At 69.8% G+C, this 14,169-nt stretch carries 12 protein-coding genes; all 12 read left to right on the top strand.

All coding sequences use genetic code 11. From position 1 onward, the window contains the following. Positions 1-55 precede the first annotated feature (55 nt). The 12 genes from ACIRO3_RS14805 to ACIRO3_RS14750 all read left to right on the top strand — a co-directional run bounded on the left by ACIRO3_RS14805 (position 56) and on the right by ACIRO3_RS14750 (position 14,114). On the top strand, positions 56-1,408 hold the full coding sequence (locus ACIRO3_RS14805; protein WP_404136428.1) for a MinD/ParA family protein: 1,353 nt from the start codon (positions 56-58) through the stop codon (positions 1,406-1,408). Positions 1,409-1,430: 22 nt separating this feature from the next. Beyond that, positions 1,431-5,405 carry a type VII secretion protein EccCa gene (gene eccCa, locus ACIRO3_RS14800; RefSeq protein ID WP_404136425.1) on the top strand — a complete coding sequence of 1,325 codons (3,975 nt, stop codon included), beginning with the start codon at positions 1,431-1,433 and terminating at the stop codon, positions 5,403-5,405. Between the two features lie 35 nt (positions 5,406-5,440). Then, positions 5,441-6,874 (top strand): DUF6177 family protein, encoded by a 1,434-nt coding sequence (locus tag ACIRO3_RS14795; RefSeq protein WP_404136423.1) that lies wholly within the window; start codon positions 5,441-5,443, stop codon positions 6,872-6,874. A gap of 116 nt (positions 6,875-6,990) precedes the next feature. Further along, positions 6,991-7,323: a hypothetical protein gene (locus ACIRO3_RS14790; RefSeq protein ID WP_361770389.1), complete on the top strand. Its 333-nt coding sequence runs from the start codon at positions 6,991-6,993 to the stop codon at positions 7,321-7,323. Positions 7,324-7,365: 42 nt separating this feature from the next. Further along, positions 7,366-7,677, top strand: a complete 312-nt coding sequence (locus tag ACIRO3_RS14785; protein WP_267797349.1) for a pore-forming ESAT-6 family protein — start codon at positions 7,366-7,368, stop codon at positions 7,675-7,677. Positions 7,678-7,705: 28 nt separating this feature from the next. Continuing rightward, positions 7,706-8,146, top strand: coding sequence for a DUF6507 family protein (locus ACIRO3_RS14780; protein WP_361770386.1), 441 nt, complete (start codon positions 7,706-7,708; stop codon positions 8,144-8,146). Further along, positions 8,143-10,734 carry a hypothetical protein gene (locus tag ACIRO3_RS14775; protein WP_404136419.1) on the top strand — a complete coding sequence of 864 codons (2,592 nt, stop codon included), beginning with the start codon at positions 8,143-8,145 and terminating at the stop codon, positions 10,732-10,734. Before ACIRO3_RS14780 ends, ACIRO3_RS14775 begins: the two co-directional genes overlap by 4 nt. Then, a complete protein-coding gene (locus tag ACIRO3_RS14770; RefSeq protein WP_365997251.1) occupies positions 10,734-11,099 on the top strand; it encodes a hypothetical protein in 366 nt (121 codons plus the stop codon). The genes ACIRO3_RS14775 and ACIRO3_RS14770 overlap by 1 nt, the downstream gene beginning before the upstream one ends. A gap of 215 nt (positions 11,100-11,314) precedes the next feature. After that, positions 11,315-11,938 (top strand): immunity 49 family protein, encoded by a 624-nt coding sequence (locus ACIRO3_RS14765; protein WP_404136415.1) that lies wholly within the window; start codon positions 11,315-11,317, stop codon positions 11,936-11,938. Next, positions 11,935-12,321, top strand: a complete 387-nt coding sequence (locus ACIRO3_RS14760) for a toxin-antitoxin system YwqK family antitoxin (protein ID WP_404136413.1) — start codon at positions 11,935-11,937, stop codon at positions 12,319-12,321. Before ACIRO3_RS14765 ends, ACIRO3_RS14760 begins: the two co-directional genes overlap by 4 nt. Before the next feature lie 293 nt (positions 12,322-12,614). Continuing rightward, positions 12,615-13,529 carry a hypothetical protein gene (locus ACIRO3_RS14755; protein WP_404136410.1) on the top strand — a complete coding sequence of 305 codons (915 nt, stop codon included), beginning with the start codon at positions 12,615-12,617 and terminating at the stop codon, positions 13,527-13,529. A 102-nt stretch (positions 13,530-13,631) separates the two neighbouring features. Further along, a complete protein-coding gene (locus tag ACIRO3_RS14750; RefSeq protein ID WP_404136408.1) occupies positions 13,632-14,114 on the top strand; it encodes a hypothetical protein in 483 nt (160 codons plus the stop codon). Positions 14,115-14,169 lie beyond the last annotated feature (55 nt).

Raw genomic sequence — 14,169 nt, 5'->3', positions numbered from 1 at the left:
ACGCGCGGGTGCTCCGCGTGGGGCAGCGGGTCGGAAGAAGAGGGCAGGGGCAGACATGTCAAACGGAGACAACTGGCAGGGCGACGTCCTGCGGGACCTGAGGGGCGGTGGCCGGCAGCCCGCCCCGCAGGGCGGCCCCGGGCCCGCCGGGCAGGGCGCCACCCCGCCCGCGCCTCCCGGCCCGGGCCAGGATCCCGCGCGTCCCGCCGGTCCGCCGGCGCATGAGCCGCACGCGGCCCCGGCGCCCGCCGCCCCGCACGCCCCGGCGCCGGCGCCCGCCGCGCCGCCCGTGGCCCCGGCGCCGCACGCGGGCCCGTCGTACCCCGGCCCGCAGGTCCCGCCGCCCGCCCGGCGGCCGCACGGCCCCGCCCCCGCGCACGGCCCCGCACAGGGCCCCGCCCACCCGGCCCCCGGCCCCGCGCAAGGCACCGCCCACCCCGCGCACGGCCCCGCCCACTCCGCGCCCGCCGGCGCCCGTGCCACCCGTACCCCCGACTCGCGCCCCGCGGTCGATCCGGGTCTCGCCGCGGCGAGCCGCAAGCCGCGCAGCGGCGAGCCGTTCACGGCCCGGGCCGCCCGGGCGATCTGGCGAACCGTTTCCTCATCCGTGGCCCGCGAGGTCGCCGAGCTCTCCCGCACCGCGGAATCGCTCCAGCAGCCCGTGACCACCGGCCGCCAGATCGCCGTCACCTCCATCCGCGGCGGCGCCGGCAAGTCCACCGTGGCCGCCCTGCTGGGCACCACGTACGCCCACTACCGCCAGGACCCCGTCCTCTTCGTCGAAGCCGACCCCGCCCTCGGTTCGCTGCCCATCCGGCTCGGCGCCGAATCGCTGCGCTGGACCACCGGGGACGTCGCCGACATCGTCCAACCACAGATGTCGCTGCTCGACATCACCGGCTACCTCGTCCAGCTCCGCGACAACGCCTGGCTGCTGCCCGGCAGCCAGGGCCAGATCGGCGCCATGCTGGACATCCGCTCCTACGAACGCGCCATGGTCGCCCTGCGCCGCTACTTCGGCGTCACGGTCGTCGACTGCGAGACGCTCCCCGCGGAGGTGGCCCGCGTCGCGCTGACCGCCTCCCAGGCCTGCGTCCTCACCACCCCCGCGACCCTCGACGGCGTCGCCAGCACGCACGCGGTGCTCCAGTGGATGCAGGGCCTGCCCCCGCACGTGATCGGCGGCACCGTCGTCGTCCTCACCGAGCAGGCCCCGCACTCGGGCATCGACACCGACGAGGCGGTGCGCACGCTCCGGTCCACCGGGACGAGCGTCCACGTCCTGCCCTACGACCGCCACCTCGCGGACGGCGGCGCGATCCGCACCGACCTGCTCGCCCAGGCGACCAGGACGGCCGCCACCCGCATCGCGGCGGACGCGTTCCAGCTTTCCCAGAAGCGCCACTGACGGACGACGACGGACGACGAAGATGAGCACCCGACTGATCCACCGCCCGGCCCGGACGGTCAGGCCGCCCGCCGCCTCCGAGGCACGCGTCATAGAGGCACCGCCCAACCTGCCCGAGGGCAAGGCGGGCAACATCGCGATGTCCTTGCTGCCGGTGGCAGGCGTCATGTCGTCCGTCGTGATGATGACGGTCGTGCGCAACAGCCAGTTCGCCGCCCTCGGCGCGCTCATCCTCGTCGTCACCGTCATCGGTTCCGTCGGGCTCGTCTTCTCCCAGCGCGGCAAGGCCCAACGCACCCGCCGGACCCAGCGCGAGGCGTACCTCGCCTACCTGGAGGACCTCCGCGAGGAACTCGCCACCGAGGAACGCGAACGGGGCGAGCGCGCCGACGTGCTCAACCCGCCGCCCCACGCGCTCTACGACATCGTGCGCGACCCGGCCCGGCTGTGGGAGCGCCGCCGCGTCGACGCCGACTTCCTGCGCGTGCGCGTCGGGACCGGCGAGATGCCCGTGCGCGACCTGCGGATCGCGGACCAGGGCTCCACCGTCCTCACCCCGCCCGACCTCTTCATGCTCAACGAGGCCTCGGCCCTGACCACCCGGTTCCGCAACGGCACCGAACTCCCCCTCACCGTCCCCCTCGACCGCGTCGGCAACGTCACCGTCATAGGTCCCCGAGAGGACTGCCTGCGCGTCGCCCGCGCCCTGATGGTGCAGACCGCCGCCGCCCACGCGCCCGACGACGTCGCCATCGCCCTGGCCGTGCCCGGCGACCGGCTCGACGACTGGGAATGGGCCAAGTGGATGCCGCACCTGCTCGACTCCGAGCAGCTCGACGGCCCCGTGGCCGCCCGCCGGATCGCGCCCTCGGCGTCGCAGCTCGCCCGCCGTCTCGGCCCCGAACTGCGCCGCCGCGCCTCCTACGCCGCGGAGGTCCGTCGCGGTCTGTCCGGCAAGGACGCCCTGTCGATGACCTCCCGGCTGCTCGTCGTCGCCGACGGACACGGCGAGGACGCCGTCGAACTGCCGCGCCCCGACGAGGCCGTCGGCCTGCGGGAGATGGGCGTCACCGTCCTGCACCTGCTCGACCAGCGGATCCAGGAGCCCGGCCACGTCGGCGTACGGATCACCGTCGAGGGAGACCGGGTCCTCATAGAGGACCTGCGCCAGGAGGAGCCGATCAGCGCCCACGGCACCGTGGACGAGGTCGGCATCCCCTTCGCCGAGGGCCTGGCCCGGATGCTCGCCCCGCTGCGGCTGTCCGCCGAGTCCCTGATCGACGCCCCGCTGTCCGGACCCGTCGACTTCGCCGACCTGCTCGGCATCGACGACGTGGCCCGCCTCGACCTCGACCGGCTGTGGGCGCCGCGCGGCGAGCGCGCCTTCCTGCGCGTGCCCATCGGCGTCAGCGACTCCCGCGAACCGGTCCTGCTCGACCTGAAGGAGTCCTCCGAGCTGGGCATGGGCCCGCACGGGCTGTGCGTCGGCGCCACCGGATCCGGCAAGTCCGAACTGCTGCGCACCCTCGTGCTCGCCCTGGTCGCCACGCACCCGCCGGAGGACCTCGCGCTGGTCCTCGTCGACTACAAGGGCGGCGCGACCTTCGCCCCGTTCGCGGAGCTGCCGCACGTCGCCGGCGTCATCACCAACCTGGAGAACCAGGCCGGTCTCGTCGAGCGCGTCCACGCCTCCCTCGCCGGCGAGGTCAAGCGCCGCCAGCAGGTCCTCAAGGACGCGGGCAACGTCGCCGACATCGGTGACTACGCCGCGCTGCGCGCCGACCGGCGACCCGACCTGGAACCGCTGCCGCACCTGTTCGTCGTCATCGACGAGTTCGGTGAACTGCTCACCGCCAAACCCGACTTCATCGACCTCTTCCTGTCCATCGGTCGGATCGGCCGCTCCATCGGCGTACACCTGCTGCTGTCCAGCCAACGCATCGAGGGCGGCAAGCTCCGGGGCCTGGACACCTACCTCTCCTACCGGCTCGGCCTGCGCACCTTCTCCGCAGACGAGTCCCGCACGGTCCTGGACACCACCGACGCCTTCCACCTCCCCCCGCTGCCCGGCTTCGGCTACCTCAAGGTCGACACCAGCCACTACGAGCGCTTCAAGGCGAGCTACGTGTCCGGCGGCTACCGCGGTCCCGTCCGGCGGAACGAGGAGGAGGACACCGGCCCCCTCGCCCTGGAGTACGAGGCGTTCAACACCCTCGCCGACCTGGAGAACCAGGGCCCGCAGGAGCCCTCCGCCCGGCGCCGCGAGACCGGCCCCACCGAGATGGGCGTCATCGTCGGACAACTGGAGCACGCCGCCGCCCCCGTGCGCCGGATCTGGCTGCCGCCGCTGCCCACCGCGATCGCGCTGGACACGGTCGCGGGCCCGCTGGACGCCGGCCCGCGCGGAATGCAGCTCGCCAAGCGGCGCGGGCGGCTCACCGTGCCGCTCGGCCTCCTCGACGACCCGACGAAGCAGTGGCAGGGCGAGTGGTACCTCGACCTGACCGTCGCGGGCGGCCACGCCGCCGTCATCGGCGGACCGCAGTCCGGCAAGACCACCCTGCTGCGCACCCTCGTCCTCTCCCTCGCGCTGACCCACACCCCGCGCGAGGTCGGCGTGTACGGGCTCGACCTGGTCGGCGGCGGGCTCCAGGCCCTGTCCGGTCTGCCCCACGTCGGCGGCATCGCCGGCCGCGCCGACCGCGAGCGCGCGGCCCGTACCGTCGAAGAGGTACGGAACATGCTCACCACCCGCGAGGACCTCTTCCGCGACCACGGCATCGACTCCGTCGAGCAGTTGCGCACCCTGCACGCGGCGGGCCGGCTGCCGCAGCTGGCCTCCGCCGAGATCGTCCTCGTCATCGACGGATTCGGCGCGCTGCGCGACGACTTCGAGGAACTCGACGACGCCGTCGTGGACATCCTCAAGCGCGGCGGCGGCTACGGCATCCACGTCGTCGCGGGCATGCTCCGCTGGAACGACGTCCGCATCGCCACCCAGTCGAACTTCGGCACCCGGGTCGAGCTGCGCCTCAACGACCCGGGCGAGTCCAGCATCGAGCGCAAGCTCGCCGAGACCCTCTCGCCCGACGAGCCCGGCCGGGTCCTCACCGACGGCAAGCTGTTCGCACAGGTCGCGCTGCCCCGCACGGACGGCCTGGCCGACCAGGCCGAGCTGGGCGCCGTACTGGAACGCACGGCCCGCCAGGTGCGCGCCACCTGGAGCGGGGAGGCCGCGCAGCCGGTACGGGTGCTGCCGCACGTCCTGGAGCCGCACCTGCTGCCGGGACCCGCCGCCGAACCCCGTCGGGTGCCGATCGGCCTCGACCAGACGGCACTGGCGCCCGTCCTGCTGGACCTCTTCGCGCACGACCAGCACCTCCTGGTCATGGGCGACAGCGAATGCGGCAAGACGAACCTGCTGAAGACCATCGCGGCCGGACTCATCGAGCGGTACGGCGAGGAGGAACTGGTCTTCGCCGTCATGGACCCGCGCCGCGCCCTGCGCGGGGCGATCCCCGAGGAGTTCAACGGGGGCTACGCGTACAACGCCAAGATGTGCGCGGGACTGGCCGCCGGCATCGCCACCGAGCTGGAGCGGCGGATGCCCGACGACAGCGCCCCCCTGGACGACCTGGAACCCGGCAACTGGGGCGGCGGCCCCCGGATCGTGGTCCTCGTCGACGACTACGACGTGCTCACCACCGCCGGACAGTCGCCGCTCGCGCCCTTCCTGCCGTACATCCCCTCGGCGGTCGACATCGGTCTGCACTTCGTGCTGACCCGCCGCGTCGCCGGCGCCTCGCGCGGCATGTACGAGCCGCTGGTGCAGGGGCTGCGCGAATCGGGTGCCTCGGCCGTGGTGATGGCGGGCGACCGCAGCGAGGGCCAGCTCTTCCCCGGGGTGTACGCCTCGCAGCAGCCCGCCGGGCGCGGTGTGCTCGTCCGACGGGGACAGAACCACCGCCTGATCCAGACCGTGTACACGCCCGAGTGACGAATCCGACAGACCACTAAGGACCGTACGACCCCATGACCAAGGACGTCATAGCCCTCACCCCGCGGATGCCCGACGCCTGGAGCGTGCTCGCCGGACTGCTCTCCGGCGGCCCGGACAAGCTGGTGGACACCACCGGCGAGGGCGCCGTCGTGCAGCTCTGCGATCCGGGGGGCCGGCCGCTGGTCGCCGTCGAGGCGCCCATGCTCGTACAGGTCCCCGGTGAGGCCGCGCGGCTGTTCGGAGCCGTGGAGCCGCCGGTTCCGTTCTGGTGGACCGAGGCCCGCGCCACCACCGGCGTCGCGGAGGCCGAGCGGCTGGCCGGCACCTTCGCCGCCCGGGTCGCCGCGCTGACCGGCGGCACGGCCTGGCCGCCGGAGGCCGCGCTCTCCGTGGCCGTGGTCCCCTCCGAGGGCGTGGGCCTCGCCCCCGCGCCGGCCGCCGCCCAACCCGCCGTCGACGTGCTGACCGACAAGGTCGCCGTCGTCATCATGGACCGGCCCGTGGTCGCGATGACGGCCTGGCTCTCGGACGCCTTCCGGGCCGCGGCCGCCTCGGGGCGCGGACTCCAGATCGTCACCCCGGCCGGCAGCACCCTCACCCCGGCCGTACGCGACGCCCTGCCCGGCTGGCCCTCGCGCTGGGTCGTGCAGGACGAACGGGACGGCTACTACGACGGCCGCTCGGGCGCCGTGCTGCGCTGGCAGGAGGGCATGTTCTCGACGGTCGTGCACCCGGACGCGACCGAGGACGATCCGCGCACCCCGGTGGCGGCCTCGTTCCGGGAGATCGCACCCGGCCACTTCCAGGGCGCCGGCGAACGCCAACTGGCCGTCTCCTTCAGGACCGTCCACCCCGCCGACGACCGGCTGGTGCTCGGCGGCGCGCTGGAGACGGTGTGGCGCGAGCTCACCGGCGAGGCGCCGGCCGGCTGGTCGACGGCCGAGCCCGCCAACCTGCCGTGGTCCCCGGCCCGGTTGACCGACGTCGCCCACGCGCGCTCACCCGAGCCGAGCTGGTTCGTGGTCGTCGGCAGCCCCGAGCGGCCCGGTGTCGCCGGGGTCCGGGTGACCCGCACGAAGGCGGGCGTGGAGGAGGACGTCACGCTCGCGTTCGGCTACGGGGCCCACGAGGAGCCCCCATTGGACGTGCTGCCGAGGCTGGCGGAGGTGCTCGCCACCCGTCACCCCCTGCGGTCGATGCTCGTACAGCTCCGCAAAGCACGCCGTGACCTGGCGGTGCCGGCCCGCTTCGAGGGGCCCGGCGTGCCGCTGGCCTTCGTGCTGGGCTCCGAAGAGGTGCGGGCGATGCCGGGCGACCGCGCCCGGCGCACGCCACTGTCAGTGCAGCCGGTCACACTGGGACCGAAGGCGCGCCCGGCGCTGTACTACCCGTTCCCGGGGGATCCTTCGGACCTTTCGGGGTGGAGCGACTTCGAGCGGTTGGTGCGACATCTGAAGGGCGAGTGAGGGACCTGTGAGTTTGTCAGGCCTTTGTCACAGGTAACCGGTTGCTGGTTGCACAAGCGACGTGAGTTGATAGAAATGAACATACTTACGATCAACCGAGTGTGCGGGGGAGTGGAATGAAGTTCGACATGGGGACGCAGGTTCTGACGAGCCTGATGTCGGGGTCGCGGAACTCGAGTACCGACCTGGGAACGCTGATCCAGCAGCTGATCAACGCGGCGCAGCCCCTGGAAGGCAAGTTCAATGGCCAGGGCAAGGTCGCGTTCGACTCGTTCAAGCTGCGGTCGGACGGGATCACGAAGGAACTGAACGCCTCGCTGTCGGCCATCCTCGGCGGTCAGTCCGGCATGGAGCAGGCCTTCGGCACCGGCGACCAGGAACACGGCGACAACGCGCGCACGCAGATGGGCGCTGGCAACTTCGACGCGGCCCGCTTCTCCGGCCGCTGATCCTCTCAGAACCCTTCAACCACACGGGGAGTGTGATGTGTGATGGCCGGTGACACGGACCGTCGGTCCTACGACACGGGTGCCTCGACCGAGGCGCAGGGCAACATCCAGGTGGTCATCGGCCAGTTGGAGCAGGTGATCGCGGCGCGCGAGGCGCAGGTGAGCGCGGCGATGTCGGACTTCGCGGCGGACGGCGTGGCGGACGACTACCACGCCAAGGAACTGCGGTGGAAGAACGCCTCCCAAGAGGTGAAGAACATCATCCGGCTGCTCAAGACGACGCTGGAGAAGAACGACGCGACGGCGCAGCAGACGCTGGCGCGGGCCAAGGCCGCGGTCGACAACATCGGCTGAGTGGGGTTGTCGGAGCTTCGGGGGAGCCATGACGTCGTGGGACATCAAGCCGCAGGGTGTGCAGAGCCAGCTCAAGCTCACCGGTGAGCGCGCGGGTGATCTGGAGAAAGCGCTGAACAAGCTGATGACGGACATGTCGGAGGCCGCGTACGCGGCCGGTACGGCGGTTCCGGGATCGGCGGCCAAGGTGCCCTCACCCACCATGCAGGGGCCGGTGCCGGTCGGGCAGGTGCCCTTGTCGCACCGGGGCAGCACCGGCCCGGTGGGCGCGGCGCTCAGCCAGTACCTGGAGAAGCGGCAGACGGACCTCAAGTCGATGGTGGACCGCATCCAGGCCGCGGTCCTGGGCGCGGCGAAGGCGACGAACGAGTACGTCCAAGGCGACCTGGAAGCGGCCAAGGAGGCCCAGGACGCGGCGAAGAACGTGCGCCTCGACCAGCTCAAGGAAGCCGCAGGAGGGCACAAGTGAGCAACGCACCGGTCGATCCGGCGAACGTTCCCGTCTTCACGGGTCAGTTGTCGGTGTTGGACGAGAAGGTCAAGGCCCTGTCGGCGGACGGCGGCGCGCTCGCGAACGCCGGTTCGTCCGTCCACACCACCTTCGGCGGGATGTCGGCGTACTACCAGGCCCCCGAGGCCGAGCAGTTGTTCGCGGTGACCAAGCCGGTCGTCGACATCACGATGTCGTTCAGCGGCGACATGTGCACCATCGCGGGAGCGCTGGGCACGTACGCGCAGGAGATCCGTCCTCTGGTGAAGAGGATGGAGGAGCTGAAGGTCGAGGCCGCGTCGTTCAAGTCCAAGGTCTCCCAGGACGAGGACTGGATCGAGGACGGGGATCTCATCGACGAGAACCTCGAACGCCGGAACAAGATCGCCGAGGTGTGGACGCAGTTCCAGGCGGCGGAGCGGCACGCGCACGACAAGATCGTGGCGCTGGTGTGCGGCACGCCGCTGAAGGTCAACGACGGCTCCAACGGCGAGGGCATGTACGGCTATGACGCCGAGGCCCTCAAGCAGGCCAAGACGCTGCCGTGGGGTGACGCGGTGGAGGAGTCGGTCCCGGCGTGGCAGGTGTGGGAGCACGCCTACGACTTCGGCAAGGGCCTGATCGTCGACGGCGTGTGGGGCACGATCAAGGGCCTGGGAACGCTGGTCGGCTTCGACGGCTGGGACGCGGCGGGACAGGCGTGGACGGGGCTGGGCAAGCTCCTGACGGGTGTGGCGATCACCGCCTCCCCCGCGGCGGCGGTGTTCTGGCTGGCGGACGACAAGGATCTGCCGCCGTGGATCCGGGATTCGCGCACGGCGATGAAGGAGACCGGCAAGGCGCTCGTCGCCTGGGACCAATGGGGTTCGAACCCTTCGCGCGCGGCCGGCGCCGTCACGTTCAACGTGCTGACCACGGTGTTCACCGGCGGCGCGGGCGGTGCGGCGGCGGGTGCGGGCAAGGCGGGGCTCGCGGCGAAGGCGATCTCCCTGGCGGGCAAGGCCGGCCGGGCGATCGACCCCATGACGTACGTCTTCAAGGGCGCCGGCGCCGGCGTCTCGAAGATCGGCGATGTCATGGCCGGTCTGAAGGGCATGGGCAAGATCGAGGTGCCCAGGATCGACGAGGGCGCGTTCAGCCTCCCCGAGGGCGCCATGGAACTGCCCGACGGAACGATTCAGCTCCCCAAGGACACCCCGATACCCGAGGGGGCCATCAAGGTCTCCGACGACACGATCAAGCTCCCCGAAGGCACCACCGCCCTGCCCCCGGGCACGGTCAAGTGGCCTTTCGACGGCCCCGCGAAGTACGCCGACGAGGCGGGCAACCTCTACAAGGAGGACGGCAGCCTCTACCAGAAGGCCGGCGAGGCCCGACCGGAACCGTCCCCGAAGATCGACGCGGGCGCGAACACCCCCAAGACGGAGGTCCCGGTCCGCCAGGAGACCCCGGTCCTGGCGGGAGTCGGCGCCCGAGGCGGCGACGACGTCATCCGCGTCGGCTCCGACATCTCCGAACCGGTCCGCGCGGTGGACAACGGCGCCCACGGCATCGACAACACCCCCACGGGCCGCGCCGGCGACCACGGCACCCCGGGCGGCCACGCCCCGGACGGCATGCCGCGCAACAGCGCGGACAACCACCCTCCGGGCACGGGTGGCCACGGTGACACCACCCCGGTCAGCGGCGGGCACACGGACGGCCCGGGCGGCGGTACGACCCACACGGACGGCCCGGGCGGCGGGAGCCACGGCGACGGGCCGGGCGGCACGGGTCACGGCGACGGGCCCTCCTCGGGCGCCGGTCACACGGACGACCCGACGCTTCCGCCTCACGGCCACTCCGACCCGTCACCGTCCCCGTCCCATGACGCGTCCGCAGGCCACCCCGAGCACGGCACCGTATCGAACCCGGCCGACGCGATTTCCCAGGACACCCGGCTGCCCGACCCGGACGGAAAGCACCCGGCCGGACACGGGGAGAAGCTGCTGGACCTGGTCGACCTGAAGCGCCCCGGTGTGACGGTGGTGGACGACATGGTCACGCACATCGACGGCAAGCCTGTCGACCAGTACCTCGACGACCTCGCGAAGGAGAGGGCGCAGGTCTACCGGGATGCCAAGGACGCGAAGACGTTCGTCAAGGGCGATACGGGCGCGTGCGTGGGCGCGGTCATGGACACGCGGACCGGCATCGTGATCGAGGGAATCAACGGGCGTCCCGGCAATGTAATTCCCAAGGACAAGCTGCACCCCACGCTTCGTGAACTCTACGAAAAGGTGGCTCCGAACAAGCCGCACCCCGATGAGCCGCTGGGGCACGCGGAAGTGAAGGCGACCAACGAGTTGCTGTGGGCTCGTACACGACTCGGGATGTCCGCCGGGCCGGATGCGCTCAAGGAGATACATGCGGCCGTTGAATTCCCGTTCTTGAAAAACAGGGAAACCGGTATCCCTGGATTCGGCGCTCCGTTCTGTGCCAACTGCTACAATATGCTGCCCGGTATGCCGGCCAAGAATGGGCGCTTCACCGGATATCCGCCAAGTGACGACAATTGGATTCCCTGATGGACCCAGTGCATCGTGTCGACATCGATGATCCTGATGTTGAAATGGATATGGGGCAGCGAATGCTGTACCAAGGCGAGTTGTTCACCGGGGAGGTCGCCGAGTACGTAGACGAGCAGATGGTCTACCTCGATGTCTACGTGGAAGGCGTTCGAGACGGCCTGTCTCAAGGGTGGTATCCGGACGGGTCGCGGAAGTCGCTGGGCACCGTGCGGAACGGCATGGCGACAGGTGAGTTCATGGAATGGCATCCCAACGGAGCCGTGAAGGCGCGGCGATTCTTCGACGATGACATCTACAGCCTGCGAGACGAGACATTTTGGGACGAGGACGGCAACGTTACTCGCGACTGGCATCGCGAGTAACTCGCGGATACCAGGCGGACAGTGTGGGTTGGTCGCGATTGATGTCTGGTCAGCGGGTGGGTGACGGGTTCGACTTTCGTCCCCGCGTAAGGCTTTGACACCGGCAAGGGGACCAGGCGGTGACTGTGGTTGTCAGTCGACATTTCGCGGCGGGTGTCACGGAAGAGGGGTGAGTCGAGTCCCTCGGCGAATACCTCACGGAGGACATCGACGAAGTGGAGCAGTATCCCCACTCGCTAGGGCAGGTATTCGGTGACGCGCTGCTGCATCTCGGGGCTCGCTGCACCGTCGATCCGCGTGCGGCGAAGTTGGAGACCTGGGACTCACTGTTCTGGCTCGCCGTGGTGTGTCGGGATCAGGCGCGGCTGACCGAGCTGTGCCGATTCCCGCTCGACCGGCTCCATGTGAGTGGGTTCGAGGAGTACGTCCTGCACTGGGTCGACACGCTGCAGACGTACTGGCTCCAAGGCCCTGGCCTGGTGGAGAAGTTGACCCGCGCGGCGGAGATGTCATCACCCGACGTCGCGGTGCAGGTGCCGCGGGCGATGTTGGAGCGGGTACTGACCCCGCCGATCAACCTCTTCCGCCTGTTCATCACCCAGGACGTGGAGGGCTTCAACAAGGCTTTGGTGCACACGTTGAAGCTGCACAAGGCGTACTGGACCGCCGACAAACGATCCGAGAAGCCGGCCGGGCACCTCGCGCCGGCCCCCCTGGCCGTGGCGTGCTTCGCCTTCGACGGCAAGATGCCGGTCCAGGTCGAGTCGGGCTATCTGCCGCACCACCTGCTGCAGCGCTCCTGGCTTGGCGAATTCCCCACGTGGGCACGGGCGGCGTGACGAGGCAGGTGCGTCGCATCGACGTGGACGATCCGGACGTGGACGGCGACTACGGACAACGGCTCCTCTACAAGGGCGAGTTGTTCACGGGCGAGGCCGAGGAACACCTCGCCGGTCGCCGCGTGAGTGTCACGACCTACACGCAAGGCATCAAGGACGGGCCGTACCGGCACTGGTTCGCGAGCGGGGTCCTCCAGGCAACGGGGGTCATGCGGAGCGGGTTCCTGGCGGGAGAGGCTCTGAGATGGCATGAGAACGGAGTTCTCGCGCAGAGGCTGCTGTACAGCGAGGACGGCCACATCGCTCTTGCGGCCTTCGCATGGGACGAGAAGGGCGCCCCCGTGAGCGCATGGGTGCGACCCGACGCCGAGGAAGGCGACTGACGGTCACGTCGAGCGCCACCACGAGGACCGCGAATTAAAAGCATTCATCAGCTCACCGACTCTCACGCTGATGTGCAGACCTTCGTGATCGACTCGAAGATTCCGAGGAGTGAAATGGAGACGCAGCTGGTGCGTCTCCAGGAGAAGTACGACACCAGAGCGGTGCAGTTCGTGATTCGCACGCCGGACGGAGTCATTTTTGTCCCCCGGGACGGTAAGTTCATGCCGGAGGTATTGCAGTGCTCGCCAGTACGCCAGTGGCCCGATGGACGTGGGGCGACTTCATTGAGGGTGTGGATCCACTCGTCCGGTGCCTCAAGGACCTGATGGCGGCTCGGGCTGTCCTGGTCACGCAGCGGCTTGCGATCGGCGAGCCGACGTTCCACCTCACCGTTTCGGAGGCCGGCACGCCGGCAGGCGTGCTGTTCCAGGGCGAATTGACTGCAACCAGACCTACTGAAGAGTTGGCGGGCGAGGTCAGGTCTGCCATGCGCCTCGGCCGCATCGGATCCGTGGATGCCAGGAGCACTTTGATCGGCTCACTGTTCAACGGCGAGGAGGAGCTCAGGACGGAAGGCCTGTTCGACCTCAACGCATCCGCCGACGTGAACTTCGCTGCGGTAGAGCTGGTCACCTATTCTGATGCCTGGATGCCGTTCGACCTCAGGGGTCGTGCCCAGGCTGCCGTGTACGAGGCGAACGCGCCGCGCCTGGAGCTTGTGCTCGCGGAGCTCACCAACGTTCTCGGATCCGAGATGGATCCCGAGGATCCCACTTACTTCGGTACGCCGACCGAGACGGGCGTCGTTCCCCATACCGACCAGGACGGAACCCCATCCGACTCCTGGTCCCGGTATGAGCTCCCCCGACGCTACGACGTCTTCACCCACGCGCCCGGCTTCGGAAACATCGGCTACCGACGCTCGGTGACGGGCGACGTCCGATACGTGCCGGTGACGGACGACCGCGGCGTGCTCGGATATCTCTGGGCCTCCGAGACTGAGCCTGCCGCGAGCTTCGAGCCTCTCGACCTCGACGATGGCGAGAGGTATCGGGCCGCTCTCACATGGCTGGACCGTCTGCGCTCCGCCTATGAACAGGGGCGGTCACCCTGCCAGGCCCTCACCGAGCTGACGGGGCGCTCGCTGGAAGACACCGAGGGGCCCTTGGACCTGGTAGCGCTGCGCGCGCAGGGGGAAGAAGTCTGACCGTACTACCGCGACAACGCCATTGCCGCGGACAAGCCCTATCACGACGCCCACGGCGACGCCCGGACCGCCCTCAAGAAGGATCCGACCAATCTGGATCTGGTGGCCGATCTGGACGAAGTGGCGGCGCACAGGGGGCCCCATGCCGTGGCGACCAAGGCGAGCGAGCTGTACGGGGAAGGCATCGCGCGCCACCACATGATTCCCGAAACGTATCCCAACGCCACGGAATTCAAGCTGCACGGACCGAAGAGCGGAAAAGATCAATTCGACCAGGTCTGGCAGCAGGGTGACAAGTTCATCGTCGTCGAGGCGAAGAGTCATGTCGAAACCGCTCTGGGTGAGCGAATCGTCAATGGTGCGCGTCACTCCCAGGGTTCTCGTACCTATTTCCTCGACATCATCCAGCAGATGGAGAAGCGGGGTCGCAAGGACGAGTTCGCGAGCGACGGTGTTCTTGCCGAGAAGCTTCGTACGGCACTGGATGAGGGGCGCCTTGACTACGTTGTGGTCAAGGGTCAGGACAATGCAGGCGCGTACGCTGGATACACAAAGCAGAGGTTCGACATCAGGGAGAACGAGTGACCTTCACTGTTGAGCGCCACGGTGCCCCAGCAGGACCTGATGCCGAGGAGTATGC

Source organism: Streptomyces sp. NPDC102278 (assembly GCF_044766345.1).
GTDB lineage: Bacteria > Actinomycetota > Actinomycetes > Streptomycetales > Streptomycetaceae > Streptomyces.
The sequence above is the reverse complement of the archived record's forward strand: the minus strand, read 5'-3'. Positions and strand labels throughout refer to the sequence as shown.

What these genes read in the sequence shown, in the direction of transcription:
- ACIRO3_RS14805 (WP_404136428.1), top strand. Translation starts at nt 56, where the DNA reads ATGTCAAACGGAGACAACTGGCAGGGCGACGTCCTGCGGGACCTGAGG.
- ACIRO3_RS14790 (WP_361770389.1), top strand. Translation starts at nt 6,991, where the DNA reads ATGAAGTTCGACATGGGGACGCAGGTTCTGACGAGCCTGATGTCGGGG.
- ACIRO3_RS14795 (WP_404136423.1), top strand. Translation starts at nt 5,441, where the DNA reads ATGACCAAGGACGTCATAGCCCTCACCCCGCGGATGCCCGACGCCTGG.
- eccCa (WP_404136425.1), top strand. Translation starts at nt 1,431, where the DNA reads ATGAGCACCCGACTGATCCACCGCCCGGCCCGGACGGTCAGGCCGCCC.
- ACIRO3_RS14770 (WP_365997251.1), top strand. Translation starts at nt 10,734, where the DNA reads ATGGACCCAGTGCATCGTGTCGACATCGATGATCCTGATGTTGAAATG.
- ACIRO3_RS14780 (WP_361770386.1), top strand. Translation starts at nt 7,706, where the DNA reads ATGACGTCGTGGGACATCAAGCCGCAGGGTGTGCAGAGCCAGCTCAAG.
- ACIRO3_RS14785 (WP_267797349.1), top strand. Translation starts at nt 7,366, where the DNA reads ATGGCCGGTGACACGGACCGTCGGTCCTACGACACGGGTGCCTCGACC.